The organism is Mesorhizobium sp. M0563 (assembly GCF_040321065.1).
Taxonomy (GTDB): Bacteria; Pseudomonadota; Alphaproteobacteria; order Rhizobiales; family Rhizobiaceae; genus Mesorhizobium.
The window spans coordinates 39,968-59,303 of record NZ_JAMYQV010000003.1; the positions used below are offsets into that span (position 1 = coordinate 39,968).

Consider the following 19,336-nt stretch of genomic DNA (forward strand, 5'->3'; position numbering starts at 1 on the left):
GCCTCAGCGAATGACCGGCTCGCCGTGAAACCGCCGGCGCGACGGCGGCGAGACGCCGAAGCCGACTTCCATCATCAGTCGTGGCGTGCGCGTCGGCACGGTACCCATATGGAAGCCGAACGGATCCTCGACAAAGCCGAGACCGGCCTGCCCCGTCAGCGTGACCGGGCTCTGCTCGCCATAGACGCCCAGCACCTCTTCCGCCGAATGGCCGACCAGAAGCGTCAGCTGATGCTTCAGGATGCGGCGGTTGTGGGAGCCGCGGACATAGACATGCGGCCCGGTGTCGTTGTCGACCGGCACCAGGTAGAAAAAGAACTTCAGCATGCGCCAGTCGTCGAGGTCGAAATGGTATTTGCCGAGCGAAGCCATGTTCTTGTCGGCGTCCGAGACGCCACCGGTCGGAAAGCTCCACCAGACGCGGGTGGTGATCAGCTTGGCCTGGCTGCCGAGATAGTGCGCTGCGATGTCGAGGAGTAGCGGATCGCGCTGCACGGCGACCGCAGCGTTGCAGTCGAGGACCCGCTCGAAATAGTGGCCGCTGAGCAGCGGGCGGCCGAAATGCTTTTCTGCATCGGCGTGTTTTTCGGGCAGGAATTCCAGCCGGCGGTCGAAATTGCCGAAGCATGGCGTGTGCTCGGCGAAGCGGGCGATCTCCTCATGGATGGCGGCCGGCAGCGTCAGGCCCGAATAGAGCCCCTCCGTCCGCAGCGCGCCGACGACGGCATCGCGATCGACGCCGGCGAACATCGTTTCACTGACATTGCGCGCCGGCCGAACCGGCTTCGCACCGCGCCAGTGCAGCCGCCGCGCCGGCATGGTGCGCGCCAGCATGAACATCGGCAGCCATGCCGGATTCTCGCGAAGGTCGGAAAGATAGGTCGGAATGCGGGCGGCGATGCGGCGCAGCGTACCGCCGTTGCGTGCGATCGCCTCGAGGCTTGCAGCGCCGGACTTGTCAGGGCTTGAAAGGGTCATCGGGGTCCTCAAATGTCGAGGGAACAGCGCCGACGATAGTCGTCGTCGCCGCTCCGGCACACCCCAAACCCATTCGCCCGTATCGCTGGGAATGGTAACCCCCGGCCAGATTTTGTGCAATGCACAATAAACGACAACCCGCCAGAAAATTTGCTTGGGCGGCGTTTCCTAGGCCGGGATGGTAAGCCGTCACTTCCGCGGCGCCACCCAGATCTCGGCGTGGAGCCTTCTTGTCGCCAGGCCGCGGGCGATCGCTTCGGCGCTGCGGGCGCTCTTAGACAGCGCGGCGGCCTGACGCTTGCTGATCACCAAGCCTTCGGCGAGAGCGCGATTTCCGGCAAAGACCCGCGACAGGAACGGCGCGCGGCTGCCGCGTGCCCGTGAAAATCGCGCCGCCATGGTTTGCCTGGCCGTATGGGCGACGACCTCGTCGATCCAGCCCTCCCCCAGCCGCGCTCCCGGTTCCAGCAAAAGCAGCCAGTCGCCCTTGGCCTGCCTGATGCCGGCGGCGATGCCGCCGCTGACATAGTGGCAGCCGGCATGTTCGGCGACGCGGTGCGTCTGATCGGTCGAGCCGGTGTCGCAGACGAGAACGTCGCGCACCACGCCTTCGACCGCGCCGCCGATCAGCGAGGCGAGCGTGCGGGCGAGGCCCTCCTCGTCATTCAGGGTTTCGATCAGGACGCTGAGCATGTTTAGCCGAATAGCGGAAAGCGGTGGGCAGCGCCAGTTTTTGCGGCACGCCGCGAGAAGGTTCTTGCTTTGTTCCACTCGGTGCGATAGGAATACATTCATGAGCAGAGCGATTCGACAGCGGGCGGACAGTCCCTGGGAAAGGGCCAAAATGGAACAGATCGTGCGTGCCGACATTGCCGCCTTCGGCGCTGGCAGGGCCGAGATGGCGAATGCGATGATCGAGCAGAGCGGCATGCGCGTCCGCCCAGACCGCAATCGCGGCAGGTCGGCGGGCATCAATCCGTCCGGCCGTTTCGAGCCGGTCAGCCGGCATGTGTTCGACGACGGCTGGAATTCGCTGGAGGAGCTGCCGCCCTTCAAGACCGAGGTACAGGTCGAGAAGCCGCGCACCATCATCACCCGCAACGAATCGCCCGACATCTCCTTCGACCGCTCGATCAATCCCTATCGCGGCTGCGAACATGGCTGCGTCTATTGCTTCGCCCGGCCGACGCACAGCTTCATGGGCCTGTCGCCGGGGCTGGATTTCGAATCGAAGCTGTTTGCCAAGCCGGATGCGGCGCGGCTGCTCGACAAGGAATTGTCCAGGGATAATTACCAGCCGCGCACCATCGCCATCGGCACCAACACCGATCCCTACCAGCCGATCGAGAAGCAATACCGGATCATGCGCGAGATCCTCGAAGTGCTGGAGGCGCGCGGGCATCCGGTCGGCATCGTCACCAAGTCAGCGCTGGTGACACGCGACATCGACATTCTGTCACGCATGGCCGAACGCGGGCTGGCCAAGGTGGCACTGTCGGTGACGACATTGGACAGGATGCTGGCCAGAACGATGGAGCCGCGCGCGTCGACGCCGACCAAGCGGCTGGAGGCGATCAGGCAGCTTTCGGACGCCGGCATTCCGGCCTCGGTGATGGTCGCGCCGATCATCCCCGGACTGACCGACTCGGAAATGGAGCGCATCCTCGATTCGGCGCAGGCAGCGGGCGCGCGTGAAGCGGGCTATGTGCTGCTGCGCCTGCCGCTGGAGGTCGCGCCGATCTTCAAGGACTGGCTGCTGCGCCACTATCCCGACCGCTATCGCCACGTCATGTCGCTGATCCGTTCGATGCGCGACGGCAAGGACTACGATTCGGAATGGGGCAAGCGCATGAAAGGCTCCGGCCCTTATGCCTGGCAGATCGGCCGCCGTTTCGAGATCGCCGCCAAACGGCTCGGCCTCAATGCCGAGCGGCGCTCGCTGAGGACCGACCGGTTCGTCCCCGCCGCCAAGGCAACCGAGCAGCTGATGCTGCTGTGACAAAGCGTCTCGCGCCAGCCGCTTGAAGCGGCCGCAGCAGGCGAAAAATCCCGTCCGGCCTGTCCTGTTCCCGGGCTTGCAGACGGTAGCCCCTCCTGGTCCGGTGCCCCGCCCGACCCGGAGGGGACTTGCGGAGAATCGGAGCCGATGCGAACCTCGCCGCACCATGGCTCGCCCGCGTTCCGATTCTCCGCTTCTCTTCGAAATCGTCGAGAAACCCGACTTCTCGTTCGAGACGAAGGCGATGGCCGAAGGCCTGTGGCCGGTGGCGGGGATGGACGAGGCCGGCCGCGGCCCGCTCGCCGGGCCGGTGGTGGCTGCAGCGGTGGTGCTCGATCCCGCCAACATCCCCGACGGCCTCGATGATTCCAAGCGGCTGACGCATTTGCAGCGCGAGGCGCTGTTCCTGAAAATCCTCGGCTCCGCACTCGCCGTATCGATGGCCTCGGTCAGCGCCGAAGGCATCGATGCCTCCAACATCCTCAAGGCCAGCCTGGAGGCGATGCGCCGTGCAGTGGCCGGCCTGTCAATCCGGCCGAAGCTGGCGCTGGCCGACGGCCGCGACGTGCCGCCCGGCCTGCCCTGCGAGGGCAAAGCGCTGATCAAGGGCGACCAGCGCTCGCAGTCGATCGCTGCAGCCTCGATCGTCGCCAAGGTGTTGCGCGACCGCATGATGTGCGGCTGCGGCAGCCATCATGCGCGTTACGGCTTCGAGCTGCATATGGGCTACGCCACTGTGCGCCATCGCACGGCGATCGATCTGCACGGGCCAGTGGCACGGCTGCACCGCGCCTCCTTCGCGCCGTTCCGGTTCGGCGGCACCGAGGTGCTGGAGGAAGAGGGCCTTTCGGGCCTGGATTGAGCGAAAGCGGCTAGGCGTAATCTCCCCCTCGAGGGCCCCTCGAGGGGGAGATGGCCAGGCCAGAGGGGGTCGCCTCGCGTGAAGCGCCAACCTTCTCTTTCGTCCCACATGGCGTCGCGCCAGGACGTACTGACCCCTCTGTCGCCTTCGGCGACATCTCCCCCTCGAGGGGGGAGATTTGCGCTCAGCCGCTTTCGCTAACAAAAAAGCCGCCAGGTTTCCCAGGCGGCCTTGGATGAATTTCTCGACGACGTCGCTTAATTCAGCTTCGACTTCAAATCCTGCAGCGAGGCGTTGAAAAGGTCGGCGCCGGCCTTGGCGTCGATCTTGCCGGCCAGCAGCGCGCGCGCGGCTTCGACCGCGATGTCGACGGCGCTGGCGCGCACTTCGCCGATCGCCTCGCGCTCGGCCTGGCCGATCTTCTGCTCTGCCAAGGCGGTACGCCGGGCGACATAATCCTCGGTCTTCTTGTGCGCCTCGGCGGCGAGCATGTCGGCTTCGCGCTTGGCGGCGGCGACGATGGCCGCGGCCTCCTGCTCGGCTTCCTTGCGCTTGCGCTGATATTGGCCGAGCAACTGCTGGGCCTCTTCGCGCAACCGGCGCGCTTCCTCGAGTTCGCTGCTGATCTTGTCGGCACGGGCATCGAGCGCCTTGGCGATCATGCCCGGCACCTTGATGTAGATGGCAATGCCGAGGAAGATTATGAGGGCAACGGTTGCCCAAAGCGTCGCGAGAGATGTGGCGTCCATGATGCGCTCCTCACCCGGCCACGGATTTGACCGCGGCCGCGATCTCGGCCTTGCTGGCCTTGCCGCCGACCAGCGCCTCGACGATGGCCGAAGCGGTGTCCTCGGCGATCGTGCCGACTTCCTTCATGGCATTGGCCTTGATGGAAGATATGCGCGCCTCGGCCTCGCCAAGCTTCTGGTCAAGCGCTGCCTCGATCGTCTTGCGGGCAGCCTCGGCTTCCGCCTTGGCCGCATCGTTGGCCTGCTGGCCGATCGCATTGGCCTTGCCCTTGGCTTCCGCCAATTCCTGCTCATAGGCGGCAACGGCGGCATCGGCCTCGCCTTTCAGCCGGGCAGCATGATCGAGATCCTGCGTGATGCGGTCGTTGCGCACGTCGATGATGCCGCCGACGCGCGGCATCACTACCCGCTTCAAGAAGAGGTAGAACAGCCCGAAAGTGATTGCCAGCCACAGCAGCTGTGACGGGTACGTCGCCGGATTGAATGGCGGGAACGTGCCGTGCGCCTCGGCAGGCACGCCGGTGGCGGCGTGCGTTTCGCCTTCCGTTGCGGCGGGCGCGGACTCTTGCGCAAAGGCAGATGTCACGAACATGGACTATCCCCGAAATTCAGACCCGCCGCAGGATCGCGGCCGGCCTGTTCAATTCTTCCCAATGTTCAGCCGAACAAGTATTCAGCCGAACAGGGCGAGAAGCGCGATGAGAAGCGAGAAAATACCCAGCGCTTCGGTCACGGCGAAGCCGAAAATCAGGCGGCCGAACTGGCCGTCGGCGGCCGACGGGTTGCGCAGCGCGCCCGCCAGATAGCTGCCGAATATGTTGCCGAGGCCAATGCCCGCGCCGCCCATGCCGAGGCATGCGATGCCGGCGCCGATGTACTTTGCTGCTTCTGCGTCCATTTGTTCAACTCCTTTGGATCTAAAATTCCGTTGCAAATTCGATCCGGCGGCAATGCCGGAAACCTTGTTAGTGCCCGGGATGCAGGGCGTCGTTGAGATACATGCAAGTCAGCACGGCAAAGACGTAGGCCTGCAGGAACGCGACCAGCAGCTCCAGCGCCGTCAGCGCCACGGCCATCGCCAGCGGCAGAACCGAGCCCGCCACGCCGACCGCGCCGAGCGCGCTCAGGCTGACGACAAAGCCCGAGAACACTTTCAGCGTGATGTGACCGGCAAGCATGTTGGCGAACAGACGAACCGAAAGGCTGACCGGACGCGAGACGAAGGAAATCACCTCGATCAGCACCACCAGCGGCAGCAGGTAGACCGGCACGCCATGCGGGACGAACAGCTTCAGGAAGCCAAAGCCGTGCTTGGTGAAGCCGTAGACGACGACCGTTCCGATCACCAGCGCAGCGAGGCCGAAGGTGACGATGATGTGGCTGGTGATGGTGAAGAAATATGGGAACAGGCCGAGCAGGTTGGCGACAAGCACGAACATGAACAGCGAGAACACGAAGGGGAAGAACTTCATGCCTTGCGTGCCCGCGGCGTCCCTCAGCATATTGCCGACAAATTCATAGGCCATTTCCGAGACCGACTGAAGGCGGCCGGGAACGAGGCTGCGGCTCGACGTGCTGAGGTAGAGAAACGCCGATGCAACAGCAACCGTCGCAAGCATAAACAGAGCCGAATTGGTGAAAGACAGGTCGTAGCCGCCGATGTGAATCGGAATGATCGGCTGAATCTGGAACTGGTGGATCGGATCGACCTTGTCAGCAGCCACTTTAAATCCCCATCGAAGCCGCAGACGGCTTGAGTATCCTGTTCAATGCGCCGGCATGCGGCGCCTCAATTCATTCTTTCGGATCGCGCGGTTTGTCGCCCGTTCCGAATTCCGACACAAGCCCGGCTGAACGCAGGACATTGAGCACGCCGGCGCCAAAACCCAGCAACAGCCCGACTATCAGACCCCATGGCGATGTCCCCGCCACGCGATCGATAAACCAGCCGAGAGCCGCGCCGACCACTATCCCGGCGATGAACTCGCTGGACAGCTTGAGCGCCTGGCCGTACCCGGCCACACTGCCCGCTTTCGCGTCGTCTTTCCCCTCGAGCCGGTCCGGCCGCCTTGTCGCAAGCGATGCTTCAAGGTCGCGCCGACGGCGCTCAAGATCGTCGTCGCGGATGTCGGCTTCATGCTGCTTGCCGCGGCCGGTTTTTCCGGTTCCGTCTGGCCCATTCTTGTCGGCCACGCAACCCCCCTGCCCGGTCAGACCGTCACCGTCCGTCCGCTTCTTAAAGTCGCCGGCAACATAGTTAGAGGGTCCGCGCCCGTCAAGCCACGAGCGGACGTTCAAGCTCAAGTATTTTTTCGTTATAAATCAGCTACTTGCTTGGGTGCGACATCGTGCCCGACGCGGTCTCTGGCGGGCTGCGGCCGAATCCCCACGACGACGGGTCTTCGATCGGCCGCTCTCCCGCGAAAGATGCAAGGGCTGCCCGAGCACTCAGCTCCAGCCGCCGCCATAGGTGCGGTAGAAGATATGCAGGCCGATCCTGGTCATTTTCTTCATCGTCCTCGCCCAGCCCGGATGGACGTAGTTGGCGTAATAATGGGTCGACGAGCCGACTTCCGGAATGAATATCTTGCCGGCTGTGACGGCCATGGCGACATCCTGGGCGGTCTTGTAGGCGGCGGGATTGTCGATGCGCTTCTTCCTGCCGTCGCAGGCGAAGGAAAACTGGCAGCGGTTGAACCAGTTGTCGTTCTGGTAGACGACGCCGCAGATCGAGTTCGGATAGGCCGGGTTGCGGACGCGGTTGAGGATAACCTGGGCGACGGCGGCCTGGCCGCGCACGGATTCGCCGCGCGCCTCGAAATAGATGCCGTTGGCGAGACAGGCCTGCTCCGGTTTGGAAAAGACGCTCGCCGGCAGCGGCGTCTGCATCCAAGAATGATCGCCCTTGCTCAGCGGTGGAATGAAGCGGCCATCGTTCGGGTCCTCGTCCTGCAGCAAGGCCTCGAAAGGCGATGCCTTGGCATAGTCGGGAGCCGACGAGGCATAGGCGGTTGCCAGCACGTCGGGATGATCGTTGTTGACCAGCGCGGCAAGCATCGCCGGCACGCCGGGATCCGGCTTCTTGTCGACGCGCGTGTGGAAGGCGGCGGCGATCTGGATTTCCTTGCCTTTGATCTCGGGCTTGGCGAAAGCCATCCTCAGGCCGCTGTCCATGCTTGGGCGGAGCAGTGAGGAGGTGCGCTCGAAGATCGAGCCGGCGTTGAAGTTCTTCGGCGGCGAGACGGGCGAGACCTGGATGATGCGGCCCTTCTTGTCGGCACGCGTGATACGGTTCTCGTCCGGCGTCGTGCCGGCGATGCCGCCCTTGCCGCGAAACGAGACGGAGCCGATGCCGGGCAGTTGGACGCCGGAGCCGGAGAGCGAGCCGGTGCTGCTGGAATCGAGGAAGGGCATTTCGGCGGCGTGAACGGAGCCGGCGACGGACTTCTCGACATAGGCGTTCCAGCGGACGCTCGGCGCCTCAAGGCCGGAGACCAGGCTTGTCATGTCCTGATAGGCAGCGACCGTCGGAAAGCCGATCCAGATGCCAAGGCCAATAATAAACGGAGATAGGAAGGAACGTTTTTTGTCACCGGCGGCGGCGACAAGCCGCGTCAAAACACGTCGATGCACGGAACTCTCCAGAAACGCAACGGACCCCACTGGAGAGCTACAATGATGCATTAACCTTGATGGGGCGTTAACAGCTTAGAACGTTGTTTTCCCATCTCATGTCGAAGTCAGGCGCTTTTGCGGCCATCGCTTGACGGAAGAAAGATCGGCCAGGCGATCAGTGCGCAAATAGCCGCACCCAGCCAGACGCCTGCCCACGAGCAGAGCACGAGAAGTCCGGGGATGGCGATCGGCACCAGGAAGAAGGCAATGAAGACCAGGCTGTTGGCGAGGCCGAGCGCCGTTCCGGCCTGGCTCGCGCCGGCCAGCGTCGCAAGCTCGGTGTAGGCGACGCCATGCCAGGAGGAGACGCAAATGCCGGCCACGACCAGCATCGCGACGATCGCCGGCGACAGCATCGGCACTTGGCCTGACAAGAATTGGGCCGCCAACAAGACGAGCGCCGCAAGCACGGTGAAGGCGATCAGGCTCAACAGGCTGCACAGACGCAGGAACGACCGGCGGTTGCCGTGACGGTCGGCGTAGCGGCCGCTCCAGACGCGCATGACCATGGCGCCGACCTGCACGGCGGCGAGGCTGGCGCTGATCACGGCTGTTCCCATGCCGGCGAAATCATGCAGGAAGACGGAAGCAAAGGTGAGCACCGCCACCTGCGGAAAGCACAGCAGGCCGATGGCTGTTGCGATGCGCCAGACGGCCGGGTTGCGCAGCGGCGCCGGGCCGGCCGGCAATGCCGTGCTGCTCGAATTGGTATCGTCATGCACCGGTGGCTGATGCAGCCAGCGCCAGGCGAGAGAGGTCGAGACGGCGGATGCAGCCGCCAGAAGTCCGAAGACCGCCGTGAAGCCATGGGCCGAAGCGAGCGACGGCAGCACGAGCGCGCCAAGCCCGCCGCCAAGCGGCACCGCTGTCTGCCTGATGCTCATGGCAAAGCCGCGCTCGCCTTCGCCGAACCAGGCCATGATGGCACGGCCGCTGGAGCCGTTGACGCTGCCGCCGAGCAATCCGGTGACCAGCAGGGCAGCGGCGAGAAGCGCGATGCCAGGAATGTGGGCCGGTGACGGCACGATCAGCGCGGCCATGACAAGCAGCCAAACCGCGGTTGCGCCGAGCCCGGTCAGCAGCACGCGGCGGTCGCCCCAGCGATCGGTCAGCAGTCCCCACGGCAATTCGCTCAGCGCTACGCCCAGGCCGAGAAGACCAAGCGCCATGCCGAGTTCGCCATTGGAGAGATGATAGCCCGAGCGCAGGAACACCGCCGTCGCCGGAATGCCGGAGAAGGTCGCGGAAAAGCAGGCATTGGCGGCGACGCCGATGCCCAGCACCTTCCAGCGATGATTGGCTCGAAGTGCCGCCGCTTCCGACGGGGCGGCAACGGCGCCTGGGCGAAACGGTTTGCAATCTGGTCCTGTGGCGACAGCAGACATGGTTCAGCTCCTGCATGGGCTGGTTGCGTTCGGTCTTGACGCGCTGTCTCTATCGCCATAGCTTCGTCCTGAATATCAGGAAGTTTTTGACGTAATGTCCCAAATACCAGGATTATTGCCATCCGACGCGTGACATTCGATCTCGACGTCCTGCGCAGCTTCGTCACCGGTATGGAGTTGGGCAGCTTCGCCAAGGCCGCCGACCGGCTCGGCCGCTCGACCTCGGCAATCAGCGCACAATTGAAGAAACTGGAGGAGCAGGCGGCGACGCCGATCTTCCGAAAGTCGGGGCGCAGCCTGGCGCTGACCGAGGCAGGCGAGACCATGCTGGGCTATGCGCGGCGGCTGATCGAGCTCAACGACGAGGCCGCGTCCGCCATCCACGACGTCGAGCTGGAGGGCTGGGTGCGGCTTGGATTGCAGGAGGATTTCGGCGAGGCGGTCCTGCCGGAGGTGCTCGGGCGCTTCGCCCGCGCCCATCCCAAGGTCAAGATCGAAGCCAGGATCGCACGCAGCCACGAGCTTGCCGAACGGATCATTTCGGGCAGCCTGGATATCGCGCTTGCCTGGCACAATGGCGCGACGCTGCCTTACAGCCGGCATGTCGCCGACGTCCAGATGCGCTGGATCGGCCCGACAAAACCGATCGAGATCAGCCTGCGCGATAGCGAGCCATTGCCGCTGGTGGCGCTTGAGGCGCCGTGCCTGCTGCGCAGCGTGGCGACCGAAACGCTCGACCGCGCCGGCCTGTCATGGCGGATGGCGTTCTCCAGCCCGAGCCTTGGCGGCATCTGGGCGGCCGTTGCCGCCGGGCTCGGACTGACGATCCGCACCGATATCGGCCTGCCGGCCACCGTCAGGGCGATGACGCCGGAGATCGCCGGACTGCCCGCCTTGCCCAAGATGGCGCTGTTCCTGCACCGCAAGGAGGCCGAGCCCGACCCGGTGGCGGCGCGGCTTGGCGACATCCTGCTGCAGGCGGCGCTGGAAGCGTTGCCGCAGACGCAAACAGCGCCTGTCCTGCGCAACGTGGCGTAGAGGAGAAGTGGCGCTCAGTGGCGCTTCTTTGCCTTGCTGGCGAACGGGTTGTCCGAGGTGCGCAAGGCGATGCGGATCGGCACGCCGGGCATGTCGAAAGCCTCGCGCAGGCTGTTCGAGAGATAGCGGACGTAGGATTGCGGCATCGCATCCGGCCGTGAGCAGGAGACGACGAAGCCCGGCGGCCGCGTCTTGGCCTGCGTGACATATTTGATCTTCAGCCGACGCCCGGCGACGGCGGGCGGCGGATGATGCGCCAGGATGCCTTCCAGCCAGCGGTTGAGCTTGCCGGTCGACACACGGCTGTTCCAAACTCGATGCGTCCTGATGACGGCATCCATCAGCTTGTCGAGGCCACGCCCGGTCTCGGCCGACACCGGCACCGCCTGCATGCCGCGCGCCTGCGGCAGCAGCCGCTCGGTTTTTTCGCGCAGCTCGGCCAGCAACTCCTGGGGATGGTCGATAAGGTCCCATTTGTTGAAGGCGATCACCGGGGCACGGCCCTCGCGGATGATCAGGTCGGCGATCTGCAGATCCTGCTTCTCGAAGGGAATAGTCGCGTCGAGCACGATGATGACGATCTCGGCAAAGCGGATGGCGCGCAAGCCGTCCTGCACCGACATCACTTCGAGCTTTTCGTGGATCCTGGCCTTGCGGCGCATGCCGGCGGTGTCGAACAGTTTTAAGCGGCGGCCATGCCAGTCCCAGTCGACCGAGATGGAATCGCGGGTGATGCCGGCCTCGGGGCCGGTCAACAGCCGTTCCTCGCCGATCAGCGCGTTGATCAGCGTCGACTTGCCGGCGTTGGGACGGCCGACGACGGCGATGCGCATCGGCTTGGTGTCGTCATAGCTCGGCTCTGCGTCCGGGTCGGTGATGTCTTCGCCGATCAGCACCTCGCTGGCGGCGACCTCCTCCTCACCGGCCTCTTCGTCCTCACCGAAGGCGCGCGCCTCGCCCAGTGCCGCGATCACCGCATCGCGCAGATCGGGCAGGCCCTGGCCGTGTTCGGCCGAGACCGGGATCGGCTCGCCAAGGCCGAGCTCCCAGGCCTCCAGCATGCCGCCCTGGGCGCCGCGCGCCTCGGCCTTGTTGGCGACGACGACAACCGGCTTGCCGGATTTGCGCACGATCTCGGCGAAGGTCTTGTCGTCGGGCATCAGCCCGGACTTGGCATCGATCGTGAAAAAGATCAGGTCGGCCTCGCGGATGGCGATCTCGGTCTGCGCGCGCATGCGGCCGGGCAGCGTCGAGGCGGCCGCATCCTCGAAGCCGGCGGTATCGATGACGTCGAAATGCAGGTCGTAGAGCTTTGCGGCATGGACGCGGCGATCGCGTGTGACGCCGGGCGTATCGTCGACAAGCGCCAGCTTCCTTCCCACCAGCCGATTGAAAAGGGTCGATTTGCCGACGTTAGGCCGGCCGATGATGGCGACTTTGAAGGTCATGGACTATCACGACACGCCGCCCGAGCCGCGGATCAGCTCGGACATCAATGTCGCCCGCTCGCGCGTGTTGCGCGGGGCGCCGTCATCCGCGGCGATCTGGTCGAACAGCTTCAATGCATCCGCCGCCTTGCCTTCCTTCCAGGCGGCAAGGCCAAGCGCCTCGCGCGCCGTATGGCGCAGCGTGTTGGTGTCGGCGGTGAGCGCCTCGACGCGGCTGGAGACATCGGCGAAAGAGCCGTGGTCGACCAGAAGCAGCGCTGCCCTGAGACGAGCCATGTCGCGAATGCCGGAGGGGATCTTGGTGTCGGCGGCGACCTCGTCGAAATCCTTGACGGCGGCGTCGACGTCGCCCTTGTCCGCCTTGACGGTTGCCGCGCGCATGCGGGCGAGCAGCGGATAGGCGCCGTAGCCGTCCTTCTCCAACGCCTCCAGAGCGGCAAGCGCCTCGTCGTTCTTGCCGTCATTGGCAAGCTTGAGCGCCTGCGAAAAAGCATCGCCCGAGCGGTTGGCGCGGGTCTCGTCCCAATAGCGGTAGCCGACGACAGCAGCAGTGCCGAGCACCACCAGCACGGCCAGCACGAGCAAGGCGGGACCGAAACGGTCCCACAGCGCATGCGCCTGGTCGCGACGAATCTCTTCGTTGACTTCGCGGATAAAACTGTCGTCCGACATGATCAAAACCATTCATGCCCCGGGCGGGGCGGTTGATGAGCCCGCGTTTTAGCGAAATTTTGCCGGCATGGAAGGGGTTCGGCAGGAAAATCGCCTATTCACGAGGCAGTCGCCGCCAACGGCGGCCGACAGGTCGATCGTACCCGTGCCATATTTCACCGGTAGGCGTCGCTTCTACATTCCTTGACCCGGTCAGATGCCTTTGCCCCGTTTGTCCCGCGTTGTTGCGTTTTCCATTGCCGTGTTTGCTGCCGGCGCGGCTTGCGCCGACCCGCCGGCGCCGCCGGCAAAACCGAAGCAGATCGTCATCATCTCATTCGACAGCGCCCGCGACATTTCGCAGTGGCAGCGCAGCCGGGCGCTGGCCGCACGCACGGGTGCGCATTTCACCTATTTCGTCTCCTGCGTATTCCTGCTGTCGCCCGAGACGCGCAAGGAATACACCGCGCCCGGCAAGACAGAAGGCAAATCGAATATCGGCTTTGCCGCCTCCAAACAGGAAGTTGCCGAGCGGCTCGAGCAGATCAACCTTGCGGCCTCGGAAGGCCACGACATCGGCAGCCATGGCTGCGGCCATTTCGACGGCAAGGACTGGAGCAAGGCCGACTGGCTGAGCGAATTTGGCGCCTTCAGGCATGTTCTCGAAAACGCCTATTCGATCAACGGCATTGCTGCTGAACCGAAGGGCTGGCGCGATTTCGCCCGCAAATCGGTGGTCGGGTTTCGCGCGCCTTATCTGTCGGCAAACAAGGCGCTTTACGAGGCGCTGCCCGCGGCCGGTTTCCTGCTCGACGCAAGCGGCGTTTCGCGCGGGCCGGTCGAGCCGCCGACCGTCAACGGCATCACGCGCTTTTCGCTGCCGCAGATCCCGGAAGGGCCGAGCTCAAGGCGGGTGATCGCCATGGACTACAATCTCTATGTCAGACATTCCGGCGGCTTCGAGCGGCCGAGCATGGCAGAAGAGTTCGCTGACCGGACCTATCACGCGTTCCGCGCCGCCTTCGATGCGCAATACCGGGGCAAGCGCATTCCGCTGGAGCTCGGCTTCCACTTCACGCTGATGAACGACGGCGCCTACTGGAACGCGCTGGAACGCTTTGCCGACGAGGTCTGCATCAAAGCGGACGTCGAGTGCATCAGTTTTCACGATTATGTTTCGCGGCGAGGCGAAAGGCAGGCGGCGGTGGGCGGCTGAGCCCAAGTGATCGCCGCCCGCCATCATCAGCTTACCGGTTGATCCTCAGGGCGCAAGCCGGCTTGCTCACGTTCCAGATAGCGCTGGTCGATTTCAGGCAGCGGTTCCCCTTCCAGCGTCGCCTCGAAGGCGCGTAGGCGTTTGTGCACCGACTGCAATTCAACGATGGTCGACCAGGATGTGAGCAGGAACTGGAGCGATCCTGTTACTCGGCCGAACGCATTGGAAATCTGCTGGAAGGGTCCGAAAGTTATCCTGTGAGCCACGAAGGATGGCCCAAGGATCAGCATGGCGAAGATATTGTCGGCCTGCAGGTAGGTGTAACGCACCACATTGAAATAAATATAATGAAAGTACAGCCGGAAATAGTTGTGACGGACCTTGGAAAACAGCTCGGCAGTGGTTGCAGGCTGAGCCCTGTCCGCATGATCCTCGCCGTAGACGAGTTCCTTGCGATAAGCAGCCTCGACACGTTGGTTGCGAAATTGCAGCCCAGGCAGCTTCAAACCCGCAACCATAACCGAAATCGTTCCGAACAGGCACCAGGCAAGCGCGGCAACGACCAGTGGCTGCGGAATCGCACCGACGATTGGCAGTTCGCTGATATGGCTCTGCAACTGGATCATCACCGGCAGGAATGCGATCAAGGTCATGATCGACTGGACAAAGCTGGAACCCAGATCTTCCATGATCTGCGAGAACCGCATCGTATCCTCCTGAATGCGTTGTGAGGCGCCCTCGATGTGGCGGAGCCTGCTCCAGTTCTCTACAAAGTAATTGTTCATCGCGGTGCGCCAGCGGAATATCCAGTGACTTACGATGAAGGCATTGACGACCTGCACATTCATTCCTATCAGCGCGAGCCATGAAAAGCTGGCCAATCCGGCATAAAACTCTGCGTCGGTGGATTTAATTGTCCCCGACATCAATCCCTGGATATAGTCGAAGAAAGGCCCATACCAGGCGTTGACCGCGACACTGACCTGCACATTGAAGTAGATGAGGAACAGGATGACCGCGCTGATCAATATCGACCAGTTTTGCCACGGATGCGGTGCATACCAGCTCCAGAATGCATAGAAGACGGCGACGCAAAAAGCGAAATAGAGATAGAACCACAGAAACGGCTTCGACCAGAGTACGGCGATACCGATAATGGGCGGTGCATCAGCCGCAGCTGGCGGCAAGCCGAACACAGCGCCCAGCTGTCCGCCACCGAAAAACCAGAACAGGATAGCGGCAAGGCTCCAGACGGCCAGCGAACTGAAGAACAGCTTCGGCTGCGGGAAGAAGGATACAAACACTGTTGGGAATCCTCGGTCGATGCGCAAATCAGCGGGGTTCAGCGGGCATAAAGTCACACATTAGTGGGAAAGAAAATGCCCGTGCCCGATGCCCGGCGCCGAGCAAGACCATAATCATGGCGATTTTGGCGCAGCCGACCAGGCGATCGCACCGGAAGCGAGCAGGACGGCGGCAGCCACGATCGAGGCAAGGAAAAAGTTGCCCGAGGCCTGCGCAAGCAGACCGGCGACGATCGGGCCGATGATCTGGCCGAGGCCGAAGGCGGCCGTCATCACCGCCAGCATCCGGCGTGGTGCTTGCGGAGCAAGCTGCCTGCCGGCCTGCAGGCCAAGCGCGGTGATGGCGATGAAGGTGCCGCCGACAAGAAGGCCGCCGAGCAGCGGCCCGGTGCGCCCGCCCATGACGACGCTGGCGCTGACGCCGACCACCTCGACCAGGCACCCCAGCGCGTAGGTGGCATAGAGCCCGATCCTGGCCGCGAGCTTCTGCCACAGCCAGACCGATGGGAAACCGGCAAGTCCCGTGACCATCCAGACCACCGCCTCGAAGACGCGGCCACCGCCGCCCTGGCGGACGATGGCGACCAGGAACGTTGCCGTGACGATGTAGCCGAAGCCGAACAGGCCGTAGGCGACGATGATCTTCACCAGCGACTGGTGTGTCGGCAATGCCGGCTCGCTCCCGGTGGTGCTGTTCGCGGCCGAGGTGCCGCCGGCCAGCAAGGCGACGGCGGCAAAGCCGCAGGCTGAAATCACCGCGGACCACAGCCAGCCCGCAGCCCAGCCGGCATGTTCGGTGACGAGGACTGCCAACAGCGCCGAAGACGCCGCGATGCCGAGGCCGACTCCGCCGAAATACAGCGCCTGCAGGTCGCTTCGCCCGGCTGCGGCGAGATGACCAAAAACGATGCTGGTCATGAAGACCAATACGAAGGCGCTGGCGAGGCCGGCAAGAAAGCGGATGAGGAGAAAGGCGGGCATCGTGCCGGTCAGGCCCATCAGCCCGGCGAGGATCGCAGTGGCGGCGAGGCCGGCCAGCATCAGCTGGCGCTCGCGGCCTTGCGCCCAGCCGCCGGTGGCGGCAAGCGCGCCGACGAGGTAGCCGAGATAATTGGCCGATGCGATCCAGCCGGCATCGGCCGGCGACAGGCCGAGCTCTTCCATCATTCCGGGCAGGATCGGCGTATAGACGAAGCGGCCGATGCCCATGGCGACGGCCAGGGCGATCATGCCGGCGATTGCCAGGCGCAAGGGCGAAGCGATGTTCATCGCGGTGCACCATAGGTGCGCCTGCCAGTGAGACAATCCGCCTTTTATTGGGCCAGAAGTGTTCGCGGCCGCGTCGGCGGCTGGCTCGCCTGAAGTGCCAGCAAGTCCTTGTTTAGCCGCAGCAGGTTCTTGGCGGGGCCGTCTCAAAGTGAGTACGACCCGCAGTCAGCCTGAACGGCATGTCGGCGAGTTCGCGCTCCGACATGGTGTCGAGCACCGGATGCGACAGCGGATCGGTCACCCAGCTGGTGGCCTCGCTGTCATGCCGGTGTGGCTGCGTTCCGATTGGGGAAAAGGCGCCGAGCCATGATAAAATCTTCATCGGATTTGCCTCCTCACTCTGAGTAACCCACCTAAAATCCGGCATTCGGCAGCGCCTGGCAATTGAGATTTCAGCCGTACGAGTTTAGAAAAACTGTATGGCTATGCTGAACCGTGTCCATCTCAACGGCTTGCGCGCCGTCGAAGCCGTCGCCCGCCTGGGCTCGCTCGCGGCGGCGGCCGGCGAGCTCAACGTCTCGGTCAGCGCCGTCAGCCAGCAGATCAACCGGACCGAAAAGCAGCTCGGCCGGGCGCTGTTCGAACGAACGCCAGCTGGCCTCGTGGCGACCGAATTCGGTGCCATCTTCACAACGCGGCTCAGCGCAGGCTTTCGCGAACTTGCGCAGGCGATGGCGCTTGCCGATGAAAGCTCGGAGTGCACGCTGGTGGTTTCGGTAGCGCCGGCCTTCGCCTCGAAATGGCTGCTGCCGCGGCTGTCACGGCATTTTGCCCGGCATCCGAACGTGCTCCTGCGGATCGATGCCTCGGTGCGGCTTGCCGATCTCGATCGTTCGGACATCGACGTCGCCATCCGGCTCGGCGACGGCAAATGGCCGGGCGGGCGGGCCGAATTGCTGCTGGCGCAGGAGGTGTTTCCGGTCTGTGCACCGGCGATCGCCAGCAAGCTGAAATCGATCGAGGACCTTGCTTTGACCTGTGCGATCACCGACGAAAGGTCGATGATCAGCTGGGAGAGCTGGTTCGAAGCGGCCGGCGTGGAGCCGGTCACCTTCATGCAGGGCGCGCGCTTCACCGATCCGATGCTGTGCCTGGAATCGGCGATTGCCGGTCACGGTGTCATGCTCGGCTGGCAGTTGCTGGCCGCCGACGCGCTGGCCGACGGCCGGCTCGTCGCGCCGTTCGGCGCGAGGGCGCAGAGCGGGCTTGGCTATTGGCTGGTGACCTCGGCCAGCAAGAGCGAAAGCCGTAAGGTCAGGGATTTCAAGATCTGGGTGCGCGAAGAGATCGAGGCGACGATGGCGCAGTTCAGATCGCTCGAGAGGGCCAGCTAGCACTACTTTGGCAGATTTTTAGCGGAGATGGTTCTGCGGCAGTGGGGACAACGGATTGGGGGCGGCTGCGCGAGCGCGGTGAGGATGGCTTGCCTGACGGCGGGTAGGCTCGGTTGGGGCGGCGGGCCGAGGATTCTTTTTTCCCCCTCCCGCTTGTTTGAGGCGGCGAGATTGCAGGAAGGCGTAGGCGATCATCGTCATCAGCGCGTGCCGGTGCAGGCCCGTCCATGAGCGCCCCTCGAAGTGGTCGAGGCCAAGTTCCTCCTTGAGCTGCTGATGCGCCTGTTCGCAGACCCAGCGCGCCTTGATGGCGCCTGCGATCTGCTTGAGCGGGGTGTCGGCGGGCAAGTTGGAGAGTAGTATTTGCGCTCGCCGGTCGAGCGGTGCTCGCCGATCACCCAGACCTCCTCGCCAGGCAGATGCTGAGCGCCCATGTCGCGGATGCGCTGGGGTGGGCCATCTGCAACCCGGACACGGACAGCGGCGAAGCGGGCCGAGAGGCGGCCTTTGGTGCCACGCCGCCAACTGACCGTCCGCCATTGGGCTTTTTCCAGCATCGCCTGCGCGGCCATCGACTTCACATCGGGGATATGCCGGCGGCGCGGGCGGCCGTGTCCGGCAACGGGGAAGATCATCGCCACGTCGGCGGCATAGACCTTCTGCTTGAACGGGATACCGACGGCCCAGGTAAGGCCGCGCTCGGTGAGCGCCTGCCGGAAGGGGGCGCTCAAGCCATATCCGGCATCGGCGAGCACGCAGCCAAAGCGTAAGCCGGCTGCGCGAGCCCGGTCGATCTCGGCCAGCGCGATTTCGGGCTTGGTCCTGTAGGCACGATGGTCCTCGGGCACACCGGCACGGTCGAGCCGGGCGGGATCGGAAGTCCAGCTCTCGGGCAGAAACAGTCGCAGCCCCACCATGACCGGCACTTCGCCAGAGGCCAGCGTCAGCGACACCAGCGTCTGGCAGTTGGCGTTCTTGCCAAGTGCCGAGGCATATTGCGGCGCGACGCCGACCGAGTGGCGCCCCTTCTTGGGGAGCGCGGTGTCGTCCACGATCAGCCACGCATCGTTCCCGCCAACTTGTCTGTCGGCCTCCGCGAGCAGCACCTTCTCCAGCGGCGCAGCATCCCACACGCCGCTCGCGATGAAGTGGTGCAGCTGGTCATAGTTGACGCCTGCGTCGCGCGCAGCCATCGGTTGGACGCTCTTGCGATCCCCAAGGCCAATCAGCCCAGCAATATAGGCCGGACACATCCGCGCACGCGTCTTGTGCCTCAACGCCGAGACGAACGGCTCAAGCCACCGCTCCAGATCGAGTTGCCAATCCCTGTTCATGGCCGGCCCCTCCAACAGCCGACCTCTCATGAATCACGCAAAACCGCTCTTGGGAATCCTCGAAACGCTCCCGGAACTAAAAATCTGCCAAAGT

The 19,336-nt window shown here is 64.1% G+C and carries 19 protein-coding genes and 1 pseudogene; 5 read left to right on the plus strand and 15 right to left on the minus strand.

Annotated elements, in window-relative coordinates:
* Positions 1–3 precede the first annotated feature (3 nt).
* The gene (locus NKI50_RS05515; protein WP_023716859.1) at positions 4–978 is read right to left on the minus strand and encodes a phytanoyl-CoA dioxygenase family protein; all 975 of its coding nucleotides are present in this window, start codon (positions 976–978) and stop codon (positions 4–6) included.
* Between the two features lie 189 nt (positions 979–1,167).
* Positions 1,168–1,671: a glycosyltransferase gene (locus NKI50_RS05520; protein ID WP_023716858.1), complete on the minus strand. Its 504-nt coding sequence runs from the start codon at positions 1,669–1,671 to the stop codon at positions 1,168–1,170.
* Between the two features lie 151 nt (positions 1,672–1,822).
* On the opposite strand from NKI50_RS05520, the gene NKI50_RS05525 reads away from it, so the two are divergent.
* Positions 1,823–2,977, plus strand: coding sequence for a PA0069 family radical SAM protein (locus tag NKI50_RS05525; RefSeq protein WP_352483734.1), 1,155 nt, complete (start codon positions 1,823–1,825; stop codon positions 2,975–2,977).
* A gap of 166 nt (positions 2,978–3,143) precedes the next feature.
* The gene (gene rnhB, locus NKI50_RS05530; protein WP_352483735.1) at positions 3,144–3,839 is read left to right on the plus strand and encodes a ribonuclease HII; all 696 of its coding nucleotides are present in this window, start codon (positions 3,144–3,146) and stop codon (positions 3,837–3,839) included.
* A 257-nt stretch (positions 3,840–4,096) separates the two neighbouring features.
* Here rnhB and NKI50_RS05535 read toward each other — a convergent pair whose 3' ends face one another.
* The 7 genes from NKI50_RS05535 to NKI50_RS05565 form a co-directional block, all read right to left on the minus strand.
* Complete coding sequence (locus tag NKI50_RS05535) at positions 4,097–4,588, minus strand: F0F1 ATP synthase subunit B (protein ID WP_023716855.1); 492 nt, start codon at positions 4,586–4,588, stop codon at positions 4,097–4,099.
* A gap of 10 nt (positions 4,589–4,598) precedes the next feature.
* Positions 4,599–5,180: a F0F1 ATP synthase subunit B gene (locus tag NKI50_RS05540; RefSeq protein WP_023716854.1), complete on the minus strand. Its 582-nt coding sequence runs from the start codon at positions 5,178–5,180 to the stop codon at positions 4,599–4,601.
* Positions 5,181–5,261: 81 nt separating this feature from the next.
* Positions 5,262–5,486 (minus strand): F0F1 ATP synthase subunit C, encoded by a 225-nt coding sequence (locus NKI50_RS05545; RefSeq protein ID WP_006206606.1) that lies wholly within the window; start codon positions 5,484–5,486, stop codon positions 5,262–5,264.
* A gap of 67 nt (positions 5,487–5,553) precedes the next feature.
* Positions 5,554–6,312: a F0F1 ATP synthase subunit A gene (locus NKI50_RS05550; protein ID WP_023716853.1), complete on the minus strand. Its 759-nt coding sequence runs from the start codon at positions 6,310–6,312 to the stop codon at positions 5,554–5,556.
* Positions 6,313–6,382: 70 nt separating this feature from the next.
* Positions 6,383–6,781 (minus strand): AtpZ/AtpI family protein, encoded by a 399-nt coding sequence (locus NKI50_RS05555; protein WP_023716852.1) that lies wholly within the window; start codon positions 6,779–6,781, stop codon positions 6,383–6,385.
* A 255-nt stretch (positions 6,782–7,036) separates the two neighbouring features.
* Positions 7,037–8,221: a cell wall hydrolase gene (locus NKI50_RS05560; protein ID WP_023716851.1), complete on the minus strand. Its 1,185-nt coding sequence runs from the start codon at positions 8,219–8,221 to the stop codon at positions 7,037–7,039.
* Positions 8,222–8,328: 107 nt separating this feature from the next.
* Positions 8,329–9,648, minus strand: a complete 1,320-nt coding sequence (locus tag NKI50_RS05565; protein WP_352715704.1) for an MFS transporter — start codon at positions 9,646–9,648, stop codon at positions 8,329–8,331.
* Between the two features lie 120 nt (positions 9,649–9,768).
* On the opposite strand from NKI50_RS05565, the gene NKI50_RS05570 reads away from it, so the two are divergent.
* On the plus strand, positions 9,769–10,686 hold the full coding sequence (locus NKI50_RS05570) for a LysR substrate-binding domain-containing protein (RefSeq protein WP_352484126.1): 918 nt from the start codon (positions 9,769–9,771) through the stop codon (positions 10,684–10,686).
* A gap of 14 nt (positions 10,687–10,700) precedes the next feature.
* Here the strand turns inward: NKI50_RS05570 and der are convergent, their stop codons facing one another.
* Positions 10,701–12,134, minus strand: coding sequence for a ribosome biogenesis GTPase Der (gene der, locus NKI50_RS05575; protein ID WP_352484069.1), 1,434 nt, complete (start codon positions 12,132–12,134; stop codon positions 10,701–10,703).
* Positions 12,135–12,140: 6 nt separating this feature from the next.
* Complete coding sequence (locus tag NKI50_RS05580; RefSeq protein ID WP_023674063.1) at positions 12,141–12,806, minus strand: tetratricopeptide repeat protein; 666 nt, start codon at positions 12,804–12,806, stop codon at positions 12,141–12,143.
* Between the two features lie 202 nt (positions 12,807–13,008).
* Here NKI50_RS05580 and NKI50_RS05585 point away from each other — a divergent pair, with 202 nt between their 5' ends.
* On the plus strand, positions 13,009–14,001 hold the full coding sequence (locus NKI50_RS05585; RefSeq protein WP_352716020.1) for a polysaccharide deacetylase family protein: 993 nt from the start codon (positions 13,009–13,011) through the stop codon (positions 13,999–14,001).
* A 26-nt stretch (positions 14,002–14,027) separates the two neighbouring features.
* On the opposite strand, the gene sbmA is transcribed toward NKI50_RS05585, so the two are convergent.
* The 3 genes from sbmA to NKI50_RS05600 form a co-directional block, all read right to left on the minus strand.
* Positions 14,028–15,305 carry a peptide antibiotic transporter SbmA gene (gene sbmA / locus NKI50_RS05590; RefSeq protein ID WP_352588966.1) on the minus strand — a complete coding sequence of 426 codons (1,278 nt, stop codon included), beginning with the start codon at positions 15,303–15,305 and terminating at the stop codon, positions 14,028–14,030.
* 114 nt (positions 15,306–15,419) lie between these two features.
* The gene (locus NKI50_RS05595) at positions 15,420–16,574 is read right to left on the minus strand and encodes a YbfB/YjiJ family MFS transporter (RefSeq protein ID WP_352715708.1); all 1,155 of its coding nucleotides are present in this window, start codon (positions 16,572–16,574) and stop codon (positions 15,420–15,422) included.
* 112 nt (positions 16,575–16,686) lie between these two features.
* Positions 16,687–16,896, minus strand: a complete 210-nt coding sequence (locus tag NKI50_RS05600) for a hypothetical protein (protein WP_352715710.1) — start codon at positions 16,894–16,896, stop codon at positions 16,687–16,689.
* A 97-nt stretch (positions 16,897–16,993) separates the two neighbouring features.
* Here NKI50_RS05600 and NKI50_RS05605 point away from each other — a divergent pair, with 97 nt between their 5' ends.
* Positions 16,994–17,908 carry a LysR substrate-binding domain-containing protein gene (locus tag NKI50_RS05605; protein WP_352715713.1) on the plus strand — a complete coding sequence of 305 codons (915 nt, stop codon included), beginning with the start codon at positions 16,994–16,996 and terminating at the stop codon, positions 17,906–17,908.
* An 18-nt stretch (positions 17,909–17,926) separates the two neighbouring features.
* Here NKI50_RS05605 and NKI50_RS05610 read toward each other — a convergent pair.
* Positions 17,927–19,279, minus strand: a pseudogene (locus tag NKI50_RS05610) (IS701 family transposase).
* Positions 19,280–19,336: the final 57 nt, after the last annotated feature.

Bases quoted from the DNA above. Each gene is read 5' to 3' on its own strand.
- NKI50_RS05515 (WP_023716859.1), bottom strand. From the start codon at position 978: ATGACCCTTTCAAGCCCTGACAAGTCCGGCGCTGCAAGCCTCGAGGCG.
- NKI50_RS05520 (WP_023716858.1), bottom strand. From the start codon at position 1,671: ATGCTCAGCGTCCTGATCGAAACCCTGAATGACGAGGAGGGCCTCGCC.
- NKI50_RS05525 (WP_352483734.1), top strand. From the start codon at position 1,823: ATGGAACAGATCGTGCGTGCCGACATTGCCGCCTTCGGCGCTGGCAGG.
- rnhB (WP_352483735.1), top strand. From the start codon at position 3,144: ATGGCTCGCCCGCGTTCCGATTCTCCGCTTCTCTTCGAAATCGTCGAG.
- NKI50_RS05535 (WP_023716855.1), bottom strand. From the start codon at position 4,588: ATGGACGCCACATCTCTCGCGACGCTTTGGGCAACCGTTGCCCTCATA.
- NKI50_RS05540 (WP_023716854.1), bottom strand. From the start codon at position 5,180: ATGTTCGTGACATCTGCCTTTGCGCAAGAGTCCGCGCCCGCCGCAACG.
- NKI50_RS05545 (WP_006206606.1), bottom strand. From the start codon at position 5,486: ATGGACGCAGAAGCAGCAAAGTACATCGGCGCCGGCATCGCATGCCTC.
- NKI50_RS05565 (WP_352715704.1), bottom strand. From the start codon at position 9,648: ATGTCTGCTGTCGCCACAGGACCAGATTGCAAACCGTTTCGCCCAGGC.
- der (WP_352484069.1), bottom strand. From the start codon at position 12,134: ATGACCTTCAAAGTCGCCATCATCGGCCGGCCTAACGTCGGCAAATCG.
- NKI50_RS05580 (WP_023674063.1), bottom strand. From the start codon at position 12,806: ATGTCGGACGACAGTTTTATCCGCGAAGTCAACGAAGAGATTCGTCGC.
- NKI50_RS05595 (WP_352715708.1), bottom strand. From the start codon at position 16,574: ATGAACATCGCTTCGCCCTTGCGCCTGGCAATCGCCGGCATGATCGCC.
- NKI50_RS05600 (WP_352715710.1), bottom strand. From the start codon at position 16,896: ATGAAGATTTTATCATGGCTCGGCGCCTTTTCCCCAATCGGAACGCAG.
- NKI50_RS05605 (WP_352715713.1), top strand. From the start codon at position 16,994: ATGGCTATGCTGAACCGTGTCCATCTCAACGGCTTGCGCGCCGTCGAA.